Here is a 16,873-nt window from a genome sequence, read left to right as displayed (position 1 = left end):
GGAGCGCTGATCGCGACCGAGTTCATGTGTCGGCATGCGGGAGAGGGGCTTCTCGCAGAAAGCCCATCCCGGCGCGAACCGCCGACACCTGAGTAGATAAAACACAGAGAACCATACGCTACTGTGTACGGCGGCCTCTGCGCGGCGTCTCGAACCCGCATCTCGAAACTCGCTTGAGGGAGGCCTCTCCAGGCTTGCCCCTCAATCAGCCGTCATCCGCATGAGACGCTGGATAAACGCGGCGGAACCACGGTAATTACGACAACACTCGGCCGCCGTTACGCCCGAACCGGCTTCAGCGCCAGCGACCGCCCCCACGCCAACGCGGATCGCGCCAGCCTCGTCCACGTTCGTCATGCCAACCGCCGCGGCCGTGCCAACCGCGCCACGCGCCGCCGTTGTCATACCAGCCCCGGTGACCGCCATACGTCCCGTAATACCAGCCCTGGTTCCAGCCGGAGGGGCGATATTCGTAATCCCCGTAATAGCACCCGCTGAGCGCCAGCAGCGCAGCGACGGCAATGGCGTTTCCAAAACGTCGCATGATACCTCCTTGACTTATCGAATGTAACGCCGGGCGCTCGACAAGAGTTTGTGCGGACCAACCCTGACTGGAACGAAACAACGCCCTGCCTCACGACGAGCTGACATGAAACTGTGGCAGCCGCCCTCACTCAGCGTGAGGAAGTGCAAAAAGAGCATCAGGCGTCGCCACGCCGGGGACGATCTGAGACAACGACACCTGCGTCTGTCGCCCCTGCGCATCCACGACGATCCAGGACCGCAAGGCGAGCGGCTTTTCGTCGAAGAACATAATCAGGGTCCCCTCTCCCGGCGTCGCCGTCCTGACGACCGACAGACGCAGCAGACCATTTTCATGCGAGAAGCCGGTCACGGTGACGTCTCCCGAGAGCACGATGTGCGCGCCCAGCAAGAGCCCGAGCGGCGTGCGGTCTATCGGGATTTCGGTCGTCTGATCCAGTTGCTCGTCGCGAAAGACCACTTTTCCGTCATTCGCCACCAACAGCAGAGGGCTTGGCTTGTCGTAGGCGAACCGCATGCGACCCGGCCGTGACAGCCATACGACGCCCGTCGTCCGTTGCCCGTCTGGTGCGATCTGTTCGAACCGCGCACGCAAGGTGGTGATCTGGTTCAGTGTTTCCTGAATTCGACCTACCCACCCCTTGTCGGCGGGTGTCAGGGTCACCTCGGCGCGTGCAGGAGCCAAGGCTGCGGGGGACATCGCCAGTCCAGCCAGCAAAAACAACGAACGGCGAGTAAAAATCCGACGGCGCATAGGATTATCCCTGTCGTGAGAGGTAAGCGCCGATACGGTCGCACGCTTCGGAAAGAACGCTGGCTTCCGCCGCAAAACAAAGGCGCAGGCACCCTTCGCCGCGCGGCCCGAAAGCGACGCCCGGCGCAAGTCCGACACGCTCCTTGCGCAGCAGATCCAACGCGAGAGCAAAACTGTCGTCACAGCCTTCGACACGGAAAAATGCGTACATGGCGCCTTCCGGCCGGGGGACTTGCAGCCTCGGAATGGCGCGAAGGCGCTCAACCACCAGATCTCGGTTGTCGCGGTACCGTGCGCGCATCTCAGCCAGAAACGCCTCGCCATCGCGAAGCGCTACGACGCCGGCGTGCTGGATGAAGGGGGCGACGCAGGAGATGCTGTACTCGCCAAGCATCGCGAGCGTCGGCAACAATGTCGGCGGCGCCACGATCCAGCCCAGCCTCCAGCCGGTCATCGCCCAGTTCTTGGAAAAGGAATTGATCGAGACGACCCGGTCCTCGGGCGTCGCGATATCCAGAAACGACGGTGCGCAGTCTCCGGAGAAAACGACACGCTCGTAGACGTCGTCGGCAAGAATCCAGACGCCGAGACGACGGCAATGCGCGAGGATCGTCTCCTGCTCAGCACGGGTCAGCATCCAGCCGCTGGGATTTCCCGGCGCGTTCAACATGACCATCCGGGTCTCAGGCGTGATGGCGTCCAGCAACACGTCCATGTCTAGCCGCCAGACCTCCCCATCGAGCGTCAGATCCGGCGACACGACTTCCGCGCCGCGAACGGCTGGAATGCCGCTTAAATTGGGCCAGTAAGGGCCGGGCAGAACAACCCGATCGCCCGGAGAAAGGAGCGCGTCGCACACAAGCTGAATCGCATTGACGCCCGACGACGTGACGAATATCCGCTCCACCCCGATGTCACGGCCAAGACGCGCGTTGTAATCTGACAGCGCCTGTCGCAGCGGCGGCACGCCAAAATTCGAAACATAGAATGTATGTCCGTCATCAAGCGCCGCAGTCGCCGCGTCACGGATGAATTTCGGCGTGACCCGATCCGGCTCTCCGAACCAGAGTTTGATGACGCCCTCAAGACCCGCGCCCTGTTCGGCGACTTTCTGGATCAGCGAGGGTCTTACGGCGCCCAGGCCGGGTCTGGGTGCCGCCAGATCCGCGAATTCAACAGACACCAGCCCTGTACTCCCGTCGATCTCCGGAACACCGTTCCGCGTCAGGCAGCCCCGACGAAACCCTGTTTCAGGCGAGATCAGACCTGCCCGTCAAGGTCGCGTCGATGAGAGGAACCGAAAATCGTGGCGGAACAATGAACGCGCCGAAACATCATCCGGCGCTGCCGATCAACACGCCAGTGATGAAAACCAGCAGACCGCCGAAAATGATTTGCACGATGGCCGAACCAAACGGCGTTTCCTGATACTTCCAGCGTATCCAGGCTATCGCGATCAACTCGACCACTACGACGCCCATGGCCACCGCCATGGCTGTCGCGAAATTACCGATCAGGAATGGCAGCGTGTGCCCTATGCCGCCGAGCGTCGTCATCGCGCCACACACCAGCCCACGTAGCAGCGGCGCGCCTCGTCCGGAGAGTTTTCCGTCGTCGGACAGAGCCTCCGCGAATCCCATGGATATGCCCGCGCCCAGAGACGCCGCGAGGCCAACCAGAAAGGCGTTCCGTGGGGCGTGCGTCGCCAGAGCCGCTGCGAACACCGGCGCCAGCGTCGAGACCGAACCATCCATAAGCCCCACGAGACCGGGCTGAACGATCTGTAAAACGAAGCGCCGCCGGGCCTGCTGATCCTCGGCGTCCCGCTTCTCGAGGGGAAGACGCTGCTCCTCTATCTCCCGAGCCACTCCCACATGCGTATCTTCGGCCTGCGCCAGATCGCCCAGAAGACGGCGTGTTGCGGCGTCCGTCGTCCTCTGCGCAGCCTCACGATAAAATCTGGCCGCGTCGGCTTCGATCTCGCTCACGTAACCGCGAATGGTCTCTATGCCTCTGGTGCGAAGCTCCCACGCGGCCTTGCGGGGAATGTACCCACGAATATCCTGACGACGGATTAGTGGAATGTGGGACCCGAAACGTGCGGTGTAAGCGTCGATCAGATCCCGCCGATGCTCGTCCTCCTCCGCCGACATTCCGCTAAAAATGCTGGCGCTGTCCGGGTAGTTCTCCGCAAGCGCATGAGCGAAGTCTGCATAGATGCGACTGTCTTCTTCCTCGTTCGAGATTGCGAGGGCAAGAATTTCCTGATCGGAGAGGTCTGAGAATTTGCGCATGCCTACGCTTTTACTGAACAAACGTGCAATTCGCAAAATTTCTTACAATAATACGAATGAAAACCTTTCTTATTCTCATGCACAATTTAGAGACTGGAGCGCACCCTGCGGCGCCATGTCGCAACTCAGCAACAGCGTCAGGCACGGCCAAGCCATATCCTTTCGCGTTGGCGCACGAATATGGCTCCGACGCTTGGGATTGAAAGCACCTTCAATTCAGCAAGCCGCTCCTTGGCCGGATAGCGCCATAGCGGAGCATGCGTTTACTGTGTCTGTTGCAAAGCTTCCCGCAACACCCCAATGCTTCAAGGGAAGTTCGCACCCTTATTACAAATTGAGTCACCTCGCACAGACGCACTTACTACGTGCCCTGCGGCTATCTCCCGCGGAAGATTTGGTATTTTTTGCTTGAGAACGAAAGGTCGCCCAGCATAGACCGCTGTGTTACTCTCGATACGCAGAAAATTTTTGATTTTCCAACGAAGAAAATCTACGCCACCGCGCTCCGACATCTCATGGCGACAGGCGATTTCTTCAAATTCACTATCGGCAGAAAGAACGCCGAGGGAGCCATTCGGCTCGCCGCGCTCCAGCGGCGAGCTTTTCCGGTTTCCGTCGTTCAGCGGCCCGTCATGATCCGCTCGACCAGTTGCTTCACCGTAGGGACGAAGCCGTTCGAGTAGAAGGGGTCAGTCCCGAAGCGCCATGCGCTGGTGCCGCCGAACATAAGGTTGTTGTCAGCCACCAGTTCCTGATCGGGACCATGCGCGTGCGCGATGGTCTGGAGCGTCTTCTGAATGCAGAAAGAGCGCGGGTCGGCCTTACGGCCGTTGCTGAACTCCGGCTCACGCTGGCTCCAGTTGGAAAACCGGCACTCCGAAAGACAACCCATGCAGTCGACCTGATCGGTGACGATTTCCCGGCCCCGCTCCGGCGTGACGAAGATCAGCGTTGAATCGGGCGTCCGCATGGCCTCGGTGAAGCCCTGAGCCTCCCAGGCGCGGATATGCTCCAGATCTGTAGGCGTGACGAAGACCAGACGTTTGCGGGCGCCGACGCCATACGCGGCGACATGTTCGCCTACCGGCTCCGGCGAAAACGCCACCTGCCGCTCCGACCGCTCGCGCAGTTCCTGCAGGAAGCTGTTGTTCACGGCGGAAGAATAGAAGCCGGTGGGCGAGAAGCGGTTGAGGAACACGTCCCCTTCCTTCAGCGTCAGCAGACGCTGCTTCCATGCTTCCGGAATGGGGCTTTCCTTGGTCAGAAGCGGCCGCGTGCCGAACTGGAAGATGATCGGCCCGAGTTCCGGGTTGTCGATCCAGTCCTGCCATTCTTCCAGCCACCAGACGCCGCCAGCCATGATGATTGGCGTATCGCCCAGCCCGAACTCCCGCATCAGCTTTCGCAGAGCGACGACACGCGGATACGGGTCTTCCGGGCTGAGCGGGTTTTCAGTGTTGGACAGACCGTTGTGACCACCCGCGCGCCACGGATCCTCGTAGACGACGCCGCCGAGCAGATGCGCCGTTTTGTTATAAGCCCGCTTCCACAACGCGCTAAATGCGCGCGCGGAGGAGACGATCGGGTAGTAATGGACGCCGAAACGGGCCGCGATCTCGGACAGACGATAAGGCATGCCGGCGCCACACGTCAGACCATGAATCAGCCCCTTCGCGCCCTCCAGAACGCCAGCGATAACACGCTCGGCGCCGCCCATTTCCCACAGGATGTTGGCGTGGACACGCCCTTTTCCGGACGACTGCTCATGCGCAATCTGCGCCTGGGCGATACCGCCGCGAATGGCGTAGTCAATCAGTTCCTCGTGCCGCTCGCGCCGTGTCCGGCCACGATAGATTTGCTGAACGGGCTGACCGTCCTCGTCGTAGCTGTCAGCGTTGACAAGCGAGACGGTTCCGACGCCGCCAGCCGCCGCCCAGCTTCCCGCTGAAAGGCCGGTCGACACGGAAACGCCCTTGCCGCCTTCCACCAGCGGCAAAACATCGACGCCTCCAACTCGAACCGCATTGATCGCCTTCATGGCCGCCCTGTCGTTAATTCTTGCACAATTGAAGCTCGCGGCGTCTTTAACGCGCCTTCCGCCGCAACGCTATACGCAAGCGGGCGCTGCGACGCTTCGTCACAACGCCCGCCCTACACCGGAGACTGGACTCCGCTCAGTCTTCGCGGCGAGGCGCGCGCGCAGGCCGATCACCGACCTCAGCACTGATGTCGGCGCCCGTGGCCTGATCCACAACCCGCATGGACAGCTTTACTTTGCCACGATCGTCAAAACCGACGACCTTCACTTTCACGGCGTCGCCCTGCTTCACGACATCCGTCGTGCGGGCCACGCGGCCCTGCGCCAGCTCGGAGATGTGAACCAGACCATCCTTCGCGCCGAGGAAGTTCACGAAGGCGCCGAAATCGGCGGTCTTCACGACCTTGCCGTCGTAGATGCGACCGATTTCCGGCTCGGCGACGATGCCGTTGATGCGGCTGATCGCCTTCTGCGCCTGCTCGTCGGACATCGCCGCAATGGTGATCGTGCCGTCGTCGCCGATATCGACCTTCGCGCCGGAATACTCGACGATCTCGCGTATGACCTTGCCGCCGGAGCCGATCACGTCGCGGATCTTCTCTTTCGGCACGCTCATCGTGGTGATCTTCGGCGCCGTGGAGGACACGTCCGTCCGGCCTTCTGTCAGCGCCTTGGCCATTTCGCCAAGGATGTGCAGGCGGCCGCCGCGCGCCTGATCGAGCGCGATTTCCATGATCTCAGGCGTGATGGACGTGATCTTGATGTCCATCTGAAGAGCGGTCACGCCCTTCTCTGTGCCTGCGACCTTGAAATCCATGTCGCCGAGGTGATCCTCGTCGCCAAGGATGTCAGACAGAACCGCGAAGCCTTCGTCTTCCTTGATCAGGCCCATGGCGATGCCCGCCACAGGACGCTTCAGCGGAACGCCCGCATCCATCAGCGCCAGAGACGTGCCGCAGACGGTCGCCATTGAGGACGAGCCGTTGCTTTCCGTGATCTCGGAAACCACGCGCATCGTGTAGGGGAATTCGGTCTTCGTCGGCAGCAGCGGGTGAACCGCACGCCACGCCAGCTTGCCGTGGCCGATTTCACGGCGGCCCGGCGAACCCGTGCGGCCGCACTCGCCCACCGAATACGGAGGGAAGTTGTAGTGCAGCATGAAGTTCGTGCGGTATTCGCCTTCGAGTGCGTCGATCACCTGCTCGTCCTGACCGGTGCCGAGGGTTGCGACGACAAGCGCCTGCGTCTCGCCACGGGTGAAGAGCGACGAACCATGAGCGCGCGGCAGGATGCCGACTTCCGACACGATCGGACGCACGGTCTTCAGGTCGCGGCCGTCAATGCGCAGGCCGGTGCTCAGCACCGAACCGCGCACGATGGAAGCCTCCAGATCCTTCAGCATCGGCTTCGCGGCGTCGGCGTTCAGATCGGCGGCGACGAGCTTCTCGATGACCGTCTTCTTCGCGGCGGCGATCTTCTCGTAGCGAGCCTGCTTGACCTTCTCCTTGTAGGCGGCGGTCAGCAGCTTGCGGCCAAGGGTGTCGACCTTCTTGCGAAGGGCGATGGCTTCCTTGGACGGCTCCGGCATGTCCCACGGCGCCTTCGCAGCGTGTTCCGCCAGAGAGATAATCGCGTCGATGACCGGCTGGAACGCCTGATGACCGAAGGTCACGGCGCCAAGCATCGTGGCTTCGGACAGTTCGTTCGCTTCGGATTCGACCATCAGCACGCCTTCCGACGTGCCTGCGACGACGAGATCAAGCTCGCTGCCCTTGGTCTCTTCGATCGTCGGGTTCAGGACGTATTCGCCGTCCACATAACCGACGCGGCAGGCCGCGACCGGGCCGAAGAACGGAATACCGGACAGCGTAAGAGCCGCCGAAGCGCCGATCAGCGCCGGGATCGCCGGATCGTTCTCCATGTCGTGGGAGAGAACGGTCGTGATGATCTGGACCTCGTTCAGGAACCCTTCCGGGAACAGCGGACGGATCGGACGGTCGATCAGGCGCGAATTCAGCGTCTCGATCTCGCTGGGACGGCCTTCGCGCTTGAAGAAGCCGCCGGGGATCTTGCCAGCCGCGTACGCTTTTTCCTGATAGTTGACGGTCAGCGGGAAGAAATCCTGCCCGGCCTTCACGCTCTTCGCGCCGACGGCGGTGCAGAGCACGATGGTGTCGCCGTAGGTGGCGACGACGGCGCCGTCAGCCTGACGTGCGATCTTGCCGGTTTCGAGGATAAGGGGCCGGCCGCCCCATTCGATTTCTTTGCGGAAATAATTGAACATGCTTTGTCAGGCCCTTCGGACTGTGACTACCTCAACCCCGGGTCGTCCGGCGGCGCCAGCCTGCCTGAGGCTCGACCTGCGCCATGTTTGGTTTCCGGCTGTCGGGACAGCGTCTCGGACGGCATGGTGGCTGACGGAGAGGATTGTCAGAGCGCCATGTGGCCTGAAACGCCGCAGCATGCCGGGTAACCTTCAGACTACCGGGGTGAGGCGTATGTTGGCTCCGGCCCTGTCGCCGGATGATAAAAAACCGAGGAACCCGCATTCGGGGCCTCGGCGCATAGCCATAACAGGAATAGCCGGGTCGGGGAAACACGGAGCGCGCGGACATCGGCGGCGCTCTGTGATCCCGACCCGGCCAGCCGTCAGCGACGGAGGCCGAGGCGACCGATCAGCGTCTCGTAACGGCCCTGGCTCTTGCGCTTCAGGTAATCGAGCAGGCTGCGACGGTTGCCGACCATGACCAGCAGGCCACGGCGGGAGTGGAAGTCCTTCGCGTGCGTCTTCAGGTGCTCGGTCAGGTTGTTGATACGCTCGGTCAGGATCGCGACCTGAACTTCAGGCGATCCCGTGTCGGTCGCGTTCGTGCGGTATTCTTCAATCAGCGCCGTGCGGCGCTCAGCCGTAATCGACATCATCGTCTCCAGAACAAAAGTTAAAGCAGGCGCACGGGCTGCAGCCATCCTTCTTCGAGGCGGCACAACCCGAGCACACGCTCACCGTCCATCGCGCGCACGACGGCGTCAGGACCAGTCTCAGGGATACGTCCCATGAGATTCAGGAGCCCGAGCGCCTGTCCATGCAACAGAAGAGCCGCTTCGTCGGAGGTCAGGGCCAGCGCCGGGATGTCGGCCAGCGCGGTCGCGACCGGACGCAGCAGTTCCGGTGAGGCAGGCGCTTCTTCGGCGCTCGCGACGAGTTTGTCCAGAGAAATCGCATCAGCCTCTGTGAACGGGCCAACCCGAAGGCGGCGCAGGGCAGCGATATGTCCTACGGTTCCGCACGCCAGAGCGACGTCACGCGCGAGGGAACGCATGTAGACGCCTTTGCCGGATTCGACTTCGAAGATGGCGTGGTCTGCGTCGGGCCGGTCGATCAGCTCGAAACGATCGACGCGCGCGGGACGAGGGGGCAACTCCGGCGGACGACCGTCGCGCGCCATGTCGTAGGCGCGTTCCCCCGCAACTTTCAAAGCGGAGAAAACCGGGGGAACCTGCATGATGTCGCCGGTCAGGCCCTTCGTCGCCTCGCGGAGCTCGTCGTCAGTGGGGCGCACGTCGGACGTAGCCGTCACTTCGCCGTCGGCGTCGTCGCTATCGCGGGCTTCGCCAAGCCGAAGCGTGAAATGATACCGCTTCGTGCCGTCCATTATGTACGGAACGGTCTTCGTCGCAGCGCCTAGCGCGATGGGCAGCAGCCCGGTCGCAAGCGGATCGAGTGTGCCGCCATGCCCGACCTTCTGGGCGTTGAACACCCGCTTGACGATGGCGACAACCGCCGTCGACGTCAGATCCGTCGGCTTGTCGATCACCAGCCAGCCGTCGAGCGGACGCCCTTTCCGGACCCGGTTGCGCGCCATACTTCTTACCCTCGCCGCTTCACCGCGCTTGTGCGCGGGGATATTCGAAAGGCGCGGGTCTAGCCGAGGCCGGGACGGGCGACAATGCTTCCCGGCGACTGATTCCTGCTCTGCCCACAATGAAGAGCAGATCAGGTGGAGACGGGCACCGTGAAACACGCCACGGAATGCGTGTGCAGCACGCGGCACGCCGCCGTAGCGTCAGACGCCGCGAACCCTGTCAGACGCGCGCGATAGAGCGAGCGGGACGCCGACGGCGCTCTCGTCACGATCGAAGCCAACCTGCCGGACGCCCCGCCGATAATGGCTTGCGCATGACGAAGCGCCTGACGCGCCTCGGAATCTGACGAGAACGCACCAACCTGCACCGCCCATTGCCCGCCCGAGTAGGCGACGACCGGAGCCGCAGGTAGATAATGCGGTTGCGCAACAGCGCGGGGTCGCGCCGAAGATGGCTCAACATAGCTGGCGAGTTCAACTGGCAGAGCCTGCGTCGCCACGGGAGTTGGCGCTGGCATGGACGCCGAGGCGTAGGCTGGTGCGACGTAAGCGGGCTCCGCAGCCGGAGTGGGATCCGGATGCGGCGTGTCACGATCCATAAGGCAGCCGCTCGGGTCGTAGGCGGCGTCCGGATTACGCAGGCAACCGTCTGCAGTCCGGGAAAGATCCCCGACCGGTGTCGTCGGCGGAGGCGCCGTAACGCGCGTGGGCGCAGCGCTGGCGACCTGAACAGGCGCCGAATAGGAATCCGGCCCCGCTTCGGTCGGCGTGGCGTCGCCCAGATGGGGAGAGATCGAAGCCACGTAGTTGACCGTTTCGTCAGGCAGAGACCCGCCGTTTTGCAGATATTGCTCAACGCGCCCCGGACCCGCGTTATAGGCGGCGAGAAAGCCGGGGGAGCCAAATCGGTCGTACATCTGCCGTATATAGGCTGCGCCAGCCAGAATATTGTCGTGAGGATCGAACGGGTCGTCGCCCAGGCTATTATTGGCAGCAAGGTCGGACCATGTCGCGGGCATCAACTGCATCAGCCCCATGGCGCCCGCGCCGGACTGCGTCAGTTCCCCGTTCATGTATTGATGGCCGCCGGATTCCTGATTCATCACAGCCCGTATCCAGGCCTCCGGCACGGAGAATCGACTCGCGGCCTCCCGGATGTAAGGCCCCCAAGGGTCACTGGACGGGCCGGGCGGAGTATAATTCCCCTGCCCCCACTGACTGGGCGAACCACCCGGCCTGGAACTGCTACAGGCTGCGACGCCGAGCAGAATGGTCATCGCCGCGCAAGACAACGGCCTGCTCCAACGACGATCCATCATGCTTCCTTCCGTCTGCCACCGACCGTTACGCGAGCCGTCGGGACGGAGCTGCGGTCGATATGAGAAGAAAACGAGAATAAGGCGAGAATGCGGCCAACACGTTACCACACCTCGCCTTATGTCTCATCAGTGCGCCTGCGGTTGCGGGCCGATGGCGCCCCCGGTCACCAGATTTTCCGATCCCGTCGTGTCATGCGGCACGTCAATTCCGCCAGCGGGCTCGGGATGATCGACCTTGTTATACTGCAAGATGTCGAACGTCATCGTCTGGTCAGGCGTCGGCAGCAGCTTGTCGCTCCATCCGCCGCCTACGGCGCGGATCAGGCCAACCGTCGCCTGCACGGACTGCATGTCCACCTGAACCTGCGATATTCGCGCATCCAGCGCCGCTTCCTGCGCGACGATGGCGTCAAGATATGGCGACAGCCCACCCTTGTAGAGGGTCATCGTCATGTCCTGCATCTGCATGGCGGTGTCGACCGCTTTCTTCAGACGCTCGTTTTCCTGACGAAGAAGCACGGTTTTCGAAAGACCGTCCTGCACTTCGCGGAAGGCTGAGAGAACAGTGGAGCGATATTTATCGCGCGTCTCTCGGTAGTCCGACCACGAATGCTGCAGCTCAGCACGTCGCATGCCGCCTTCGAACAACGGCAGCGACGCCGAAGCTCCATACGACCACATGCTGTTGGCGAGATTCGCCAACGTGAAGCCGTTGGCGTCAAAACCGCCAAGCGCATTCAGAGAGATATGCGGATAGAACGCTGCGCGCGCCACGCCGATCTGGCGGTTTGCGCCCGCCATCTCGCGCTCGGCCGAGGCGATGTCCGGACGACGTTGCAGCAGTTCGGACGGAACGCCAACGGGCACGTTCACGATCGGAAAGCGGAAGTCCTGCAGCGGCGCGATGTGGAAAGCGCTCGGGGCCACGTTCACCAGAATGGCGATCGCGTGCTCCGTCACCTGCCGTCGCGCCTGCAGATCCAGCTCCTGCGCCTGCGTCACGTAAAGACGGTTCTGCGCACGGGCGAGATCGAGACGGGGCGCCGCCTGATTGTCCAGCTGCGTCTTCGTCATATCCACGGCGCGCTGATAATATGCGATCGACTGCTTGTAGATCGCGTCCTGCGCGTCATAACCGCGCAGCGCGATATAGTCGCTCGCAAGCTCCGCTTCGGTGCTCAGGCGAGCGGCTGCAAAATCTGCGGCCTTGCCCTGCGCCGCCGCCTTGCTCATACGCACGCGGTTACGGATTTCGGACCAGAAGTCGGGCTCCCACGACGCAAGCCCGCTGTAATACTCATCAGTTTGCGTGATGGCGCCCTTGTAGCGGAACAGGCGGTCAGCAGACTGCTTGTTGTCGGAAGCGCCGAAGGCGAGACCGAAATGCGGAAGCAGATCGGAACGCGCGTTCATCACCTGGGCGCGCGCCTGAATGAAGCGTTCAGCCGTCGCCTGCAGATCGGCGTTCTGGCTGATCGCCTGCTTTTCCAGTCCATTCAGCGTGGGATCGCCAAACAGCGTCCACCAATCCGAAGGAAGCTGCGTGTCCGCCGGCGTCGCTACCGCGAAGGGCGCCTGCCCTCCCCAACTGGCCGGCACGACAAATTTGGGGGCCTCATATTTGGGTGCGAGATCGCACCCCGAAAGACCCGACGCGAGCGCCAGCAGGCAGCAGCCCGTCAGCGTCGACTTCAAAGCGGAAAAGCTCATCCTTCGATCTCTTCAGAAGAGCCGTCATAACCCTTCATCGGCTGGACGACGTGAACTTCCTCGCCGTCCAGAAGATCGGCCGGCGGATTCTTGATGATGCGATCGGTGGGCTGGATGCCGCTGATCACTTCGGTCGTCGTGTCGGCCATGCGTCCGACTTCGATATTACGGAAATGCACCTTGTTGTTCGCGTCCACAACGACGACCTGCATCCCCTTTTCCTGGAACACGAGCGTCGACGTCGGCACTTCGAACACGCCGCCTTCAGCCGGCGCCGTCAGCTTCACGGATGCGAAGGTGCCCGGCCACAGCTTGTGGTCGTCGTTGTCGAGGGTGAATTCGGTGACGGCCGTACGTGTGTTCGGGTCATATCCACGCGCGATGGTCAGGAAGTTCGCCTTGAACACCTGATGCGGGAACTGCGGCACCGTCATGTCCGCCGTCATGCCCGGCTTCAGGACATAAGAGAACACTTCAGGCACCGACACGAACAGACGCATCTTGTGCATGTCCGCGACCGTGAACATCTGGCTGGCGTCGCCGTTCGAGCCATGCTCGCCGCCGCCGCTGCTGACGTAATCGCCCACGTTGATGTCACGCGACGTCACCACGCCGTCGAAAGGCGCCACGATCGTCTTGAATTTTTCAAGAGCGTCGAAGCGCGCGACGTTATGTTGCGCAGCTTCCATCTCAGCGCGGCTGGACTTCAGGTTCGCATCAGCGACCGAAACGGACTGCCCGGAGACAGCTTGCGACTTCGCCATGTTGTGCCAGCGATCGGCGCTGACGGTCGCAAGGTTGAACTTCGCCTCTGCAGCCTGGAAGTCTGCTTTCGCCTGCGCGTACTGGGCGTCAAGGCTGGGCGCGTTGATCTCGGCCAGCACATCGCCAGCCTTAACCTCTGCGCCATAGTCCTTGTACCACATCTTCACGTAGCCAGAGGCCTGCGGATAAAGCGGGGCCTGATACCATGCGTCGAGCGTGCCCGGTATCGTAAGAGAGACGGTCTTCGGACCGGGGGCCGGGTTAACGACCTGAACGTCGGGGACGGCGTTCTTCTCTGTTTCGGCGCGAAGTTCCGTGATCGCATGGAAACGATCAAAAACCTGCCAGCCTACATAGAGTGCGAAGACGCAACCTCCGGCCAGAAAGACAGAGCGAGTGGTGGAGGAAGCCATCAGACGGACTCCTTGAGACGGGTGCGACGGTTATAGACAATTGCGTAAACACAGGGAACGAACAGCAGGGTCGAGATCGTCGCCACGATCAGCCCTCCGATGACCGCTTTTCCAAGCGGTGCGTTCTGCGAGTTGCTGATCGACATCGGGATCATGCCCACGATCATGGCCAGCGCGGTCATGATGACCGGACGGATACGACCGAACCCGGCTTCCACGGCGGCTTTCAACGGCTCGCCATGCAATTCCAGTCTTTCTCGGGCGTAAGACACGACCAGGATCGAATTCGCCGTCGCCGTTCCCATGCACATGATCGCGCCGGTCAGGGCAGGCACCGACAGGTGCGTGTGCGTCAGGAACAGGCTCCAGGCGATGCCTGCCAGAGCACCGGGCAGGGCCGAGATGATGATGAACGGATCTACCCAGGACTGAAAGTTCACCACGATCAGCAGATAGATCAGCGCAATGGACACCACGAGGCCGCCTACGAGCTGAACATATGCGCTGCGCATCGTGGTCGCCTGACCTTCGACATCAACCGCGCCGCCTTTGGGCACATCCTTCGCCGTGTCGGCGACAACCTGCTTCACGCCGCCTAGAACGGTGCCGAGGTCGGTCGCCTCCGCGGACACATAGATGTCGAAGGCCGCCATCGAGTTGTAGTGCGAGACTTCGCCCGGCGTGCCCATCGCCTTGATCTGGCTCATGGCGCCCAGCAGCTGCATGTTCTTGCCGCTCGGGTCGTCATCGCCCTTGTCGACCGGAATCGTCAGCAGATCGTTCAGGTGCGTCAGCTGATCCTGCGACACATATGTGTTCACAAGGAAGGTCACGCCCCATTCCGGATCATACCAATACATCGGATCAACCACCGAGCTTCCGGACAGCGTCATCAGCTCGTTGTCGGCCAAGTTACCCGCGGTGACGCCAGTCGAAAGACCAAAGCTGCGATCGCCCTGCACGAACAACGTCGGGGTGGACATTGTCTGCTGCAGCGAGACGTCGACTGCGCCCGGCACCTTCTTGAGACGGCTGACCAGATCCAGTGCGTATTTATAGCTGTCCTGCAGATGCGGACCGGACACCTTGATGTCGATCGGGGCCGGAGATCCGAAGTTCAGGATTTTCGCGGTCAGATCGGCGGGCTGGAACGTGAATTCCGTGCCCGGGAAGCTGGCGCGCAGCCCTTTACGCAGAGTGGTCCGGTAGTCCCATACGGGCGATTCCTCGTTCGTCAGCGTGATCGTCAGATCGCAATCCTGCGTTCCAACGGTCGGGGTCGGAATGAACGCCTGGTTATGAGGGCCTTCCGGAAGACCGCAGTTGCTGACGACGTCTTCAACCTTACCCGGTAGCAGCTGATGGATACGATCGGACACCAGCGTAGCGATACGCCCGGCGACCTCAATACGCGTTCCCAGAGGCGCGCGCATGTGCATCTGCAACTCACCGGATTTGATCTCCGGGAAGAAGTCGCGGCCAGCGATGGCGTAAAGGCTGAGCGACAGGATCGATACGCCAAGGAACACGCCGACGAAGGCTCCGCGCCGCGCCACCAGACGCTCCAGAAGAGCGCCATACGCATTACGGAACTTCGTGAAACGATGCTCGAAGCCCTTCTGGAAACGCGTGAAGGCGTTGTGACCGTGGGGAAGAGCTTCATGCTCCTCGCCATGTGCGCCCGGATGGACGTGCCCGGCGAGCAGGAACTTCGCCATGGTCGGAACCAGCGTTCGCGACAGAATGAACGACGCGATCATCGCGAAGATGATGGCTTCGGCCATCGGCATGAACAGCCAGCCGGCGACGCCGTCGAGTTCGAACAGCGGCAGCCACACGATACAGATACAGGTCGTGGACACGAAGGTCGGGATGACGATCTGGTTGGCTGCGTCGATGATCGCGGTTTCGAGATCCTTGCCCATCTCGAGATGGGTGTCGATGTTCTCGATCATGACGGTCGCGTCGTCGACGAGAATGCCGACGGCGAGCGCCAGACCGCCGAGAGTCATGACGTTGATGGTCTGCCCGGCCCAACCCAGCGAGATGATCGAGCACAGGATGGCGAGCGGGATGGACGTCGCGATGATGACCGTCGAGCGCCAGGACCCGAGGAACAGCAGAACCACGAGACCGGTCAGGGCCGCGGCGGTCACCATTTCTCTCAACACGTCCTGAATGGAGTCCTTCACGAACCCTGACGCGTCACTGAGCACGCTGATTTTCACTGAGGCTGGCAACGTCGCCTGAATACGAGGAAGGAGCTTCTTCACGCCTGCGACGACGTCAAGGGTCGAAGCCTCGCCGCTCTTCATGACTACCATGATGACGGCCTGCTTGCCCTTGACCAGCACGGAGTTGGTCTGCGGATGGCCGCCGCGATACACTTCGCCGACGTCGTGGATGAAGATGAATTTGTTGCCTTCACGCTTGACCGGAATATCGCCGATTTCATCGGTTGATCGCGGCGCCGCGTTTGTCTGCACCATCCAGTCGGTCGGCCCGATCTTCTGGTCGCCGGCGGGACGCACCACGTTCTGAGTGTCCAGAACGTTCTGGACGTCCATGGCGGACAGATGATGGGCCTGCAACTGCTTCTGGTTCAGCGACACCATGACGAAGCTGTCCATACCGCCGTAAGGATGCGGCACGATCGCTCCCGGCACTGTCACCAGCAGCGTACGCACGCGAATCTGGGCCAGCTTAAAGAGATCGGACGGCGTCATGGTGTCAGACGTCATCTCCAACGAAATGACTGGCACGGACGACGCTTCGAGCTTCATGATCATCGGCGCAGGGATATGCGTCGGCAACTGCATGAGTACGGTTTGCGAGATCGCGGTGACGTCCGCTTCCGCCGAACCGATATCGGTTCCCGGCTGAAAGAAGATCTTCACGATGCCACGTCCGTAGTAGGAATCGGACTCCATATGGTCGATGCCTTCGACCGTGGACGTCACGCCCTGCTCGTAGTTGTACATCACACGCCCGGCGAACTCTTCAGGCAGCAGTCCGCCATAAGTCCACACAACGGCGATCGCGGGTATCTTGATGTTCGGGAAGACGTCTGTCGGCGTTTTCAGGGCCGACATGACGCCAAACATCAAGATGACTATCGACAAGACGACGAACGTATACGGTCGTCGTAAGGCGGTAACGACAATGGCATTCATG

12 protein-coding genes are annotated in these 16,873 nt (G+C 61.7%); all 12 read right to left on the bottom strand.

Going from position 1 to position 16,873, the window contains the following annotated elements; translation table 11 throughout:
* Positions 1 to 295 precede the first annotated feature (295 nt).
* On the bottom strand, positions 296 to 544 hold the full coding sequence (locus J2D73_RS08580; RefSeq protein WP_207881184.1) for a hypothetical protein: 249 nt from the start codon (positions 542 to 544) through the stop codon (positions 296 to 298).
* Positions 545 to 670: 126 nt separating this feature from the next.
* Entirely contained in the window at positions 671 to 1,297 is a 627-nt protein-coding gene (locus J2D73_RS08575) for a LolA family protein (RefSeq protein WP_207881183.1), read from the bottom strand.
* 4 nt (positions 1,298 to 1,301) lie between these two features.
* The gene (locus J2D73_RS08570) at positions 1,302 to 2,480 is read right to left on the bottom strand and encodes a pyridoxal phosphate-dependent aminotransferase (protein WP_341535056.1); all 1,179 of its coding nucleotides are present in this window, start codon (positions 2,478 to 2,480) and stop codon (positions 1,302 to 1,304) included.
* Positions 2,481 to 2,631: 151 nt separating this feature from the next.
* A complete protein-coding gene (gene mbfA, locus J2D73_RS08565; RefSeq protein WP_207881182.1) occupies positions 2,632 to 3,591 on the bottom strand; it encodes an iron exporter MbfA in 960 nt (319 codons plus the stop codon).
* Positions 3,592 to 4,210: 619 nt separating this feature from the next.
* Positions 4,211 to 5,629, bottom strand: coding sequence for an NAD(P)H-dependent flavin oxidoreductase (locus J2D73_RS08560; protein ID WP_207881181.1), 1,419 nt, complete (start codon positions 5,627 to 5,629; stop codon positions 4,211 to 4,213).
* 136 nt (positions 5,630 to 5,765) lie between these two features.
* Positions 5,766 to 7,913 (bottom strand): polyribonucleotide nucleotidyltransferase, encoded by a 2,148-nt coding sequence (pnp, locus tag J2D73_RS08555; RefSeq protein WP_207881180.1) that lies wholly within the window; start codon positions 7,911 to 7,913, stop codon positions 5,766 to 5,768.
* 365 nt (positions 7,914 to 8,278) lie between these two features.
* On the bottom strand, positions 8,279 to 8,548 hold the full coding sequence (gene rpsO, locus J2D73_RS08550) for a 30S ribosomal protein S15 (protein ID WP_026397763.1): 270 nt from the start codon (positions 8,546 to 8,548) through the stop codon (positions 8,279 to 8,281).
* 20 nt (positions 8,549 to 8,568) lie between these two features.
* Positions 8,569 to 9,492, bottom strand: a complete 924-nt coding sequence (gene truB / locus J2D73_RS08545; protein WP_207881179.1) for a tRNA pseudouridine(55) synthase TruB — start codon at positions 9,490 to 9,492, stop codon at positions 8,569 to 8,571.
* A gap of 131 nt (positions 9,493 to 9,623) precedes the next feature.
* Positions 9,624 to 10,811, bottom strand: a complete 1,188-nt coding sequence (locus J2D73_RS08540; protein ID WP_243429798.1) for a lytic transglycosylase domain-containing protein — start codon at positions 10,809 to 10,811, stop codon at positions 9,624 to 9,626.
* A 126-nt stretch (positions 10,812 to 10,937) separates the two neighbouring features.
* Positions 10,938 to 12,521 carry an efflux transporter outer membrane subunit gene (locus J2D73_RS08535; protein WP_207881178.1) on the bottom strand — a complete coding sequence of 528 codons (1,584 nt, stop codon included), beginning with the start codon at positions 12,519 to 12,521 and terminating at the stop codon, positions 10,938 to 10,940.
* On the bottom strand, positions 12,518 to 13,699 hold the full coding sequence (locus J2D73_RS08530) for an efflux RND transporter periplasmic adaptor subunit (protein ID WP_207881177.1): 1,182 nt from the start codon (positions 13,697 to 13,699) through the stop codon (positions 12,518 to 12,520). The genes J2D73_RS08535 and J2D73_RS08530 overlap by 4 nt, the downstream gene beginning before the upstream one ends.
* Positions 13,699 to 16,872, bottom strand: coding sequence for an efflux RND transporter permease subunit (locus tag J2D73_RS08525; RefSeq protein WP_207881176.1), 3,174 nt, complete (start codon positions 16,870 to 16,872; stop codon positions 13,699 to 13,701). The genes J2D73_RS08530 and J2D73_RS08525 overlap by 1 nt, the downstream gene beginning before the upstream one ends.
* Between the last annotated feature and the right edge of the window lies 1 nt (position 16,873).

It is taken from the genome of Acetobacter sacchari (genome assembly GCF_017377715.1).
Taxonomy (GTDB): Bacteria; Pseudomonadota; Alphaproteobacteria; order Acetobacterales; family Acetobacteraceae; genus Acetobacter; species Acetobacter sacchari.
Note: the sequence above shows the minus strand (reverse complement) of the source record. Positions and strands in the feature narration are given on the sequence as shown.

Bases quoted from the DNA above. Each gene is read 5' to 3' on its own strand.
- truB (WP_207881179.1), bottom strand. From the start codon at position 9,492: ATGGCGCGCAACCGGGTCCGGAAAGGGCGTCCGCTCGACGGCTGGCTG.
- J2D73_RS08580 (WP_207881184.1), bottom strand. From the start codon at position 544: ATGCGACGTTTTGGAAACGCCATTGCCGTCGCTGCGCTGCTGGCGCTC.
- pnp (WP_207881180.1), bottom strand. From the start codon at position 7,913: ATGTTCAATTATTTCCGCAAAGAAATCGAATGGGGCGGCCGGCCCCTT.
- J2D73_RS08535 (WP_207881178.1), bottom strand. From the start codon at position 12,521: ATGAGCTTTTCCGCTTTGAAGTCGACGCTGACGGGCTGCTGCCTGCTG.
- J2D73_RS08575 (WP_207881183.1), bottom strand. From the start codon at position 1,297: ATGCGCCGTCGGATTTTTACTCGCCGTTCGTTGTTTTTGCTGGCTGGA.
- J2D73_RS08560 (WP_207881181.1), bottom strand. From the start codon at position 5,629: ATGAAGGCGATCAATGCGGTTCGAGTTGGAGGCGTCGATGTTTTGCCG.
- J2D73_RS08525 (WP_207881176.1), bottom strand. From the start codon at position 16,872: ATGAATGCCATTGTCGTTACCGCCTTACGACGACCGTATACGTTCGTC.
- mbfA (WP_207881182.1), bottom strand. From the start codon at position 3,591: ATGCGCAAATTCTCAGACCTCTCCGATCAGGAAATTCTTGCCCTCGCA.
- rpsO (WP_026397763.1), bottom strand. From the start codon at position 8,548: ATGTCGATTACGGCTGAGCGCCGCACGGCGCTGATTGAAGAATACCGC.
- J2D73_RS08540 (WP_243429798.1), bottom strand. From the start codon at position 10,811: ATGATGGATCGTCGTTGGAGCAGGCCGTTGTCTTGCGCGGCGATGACC.
- J2D73_RS08530 (WP_207881177.1), bottom strand. From the start codon at position 13,699: ATGGCTTCCTCCACCACTCGCTCTGTCTTTCTGGCCGGAGGTTGCGTC.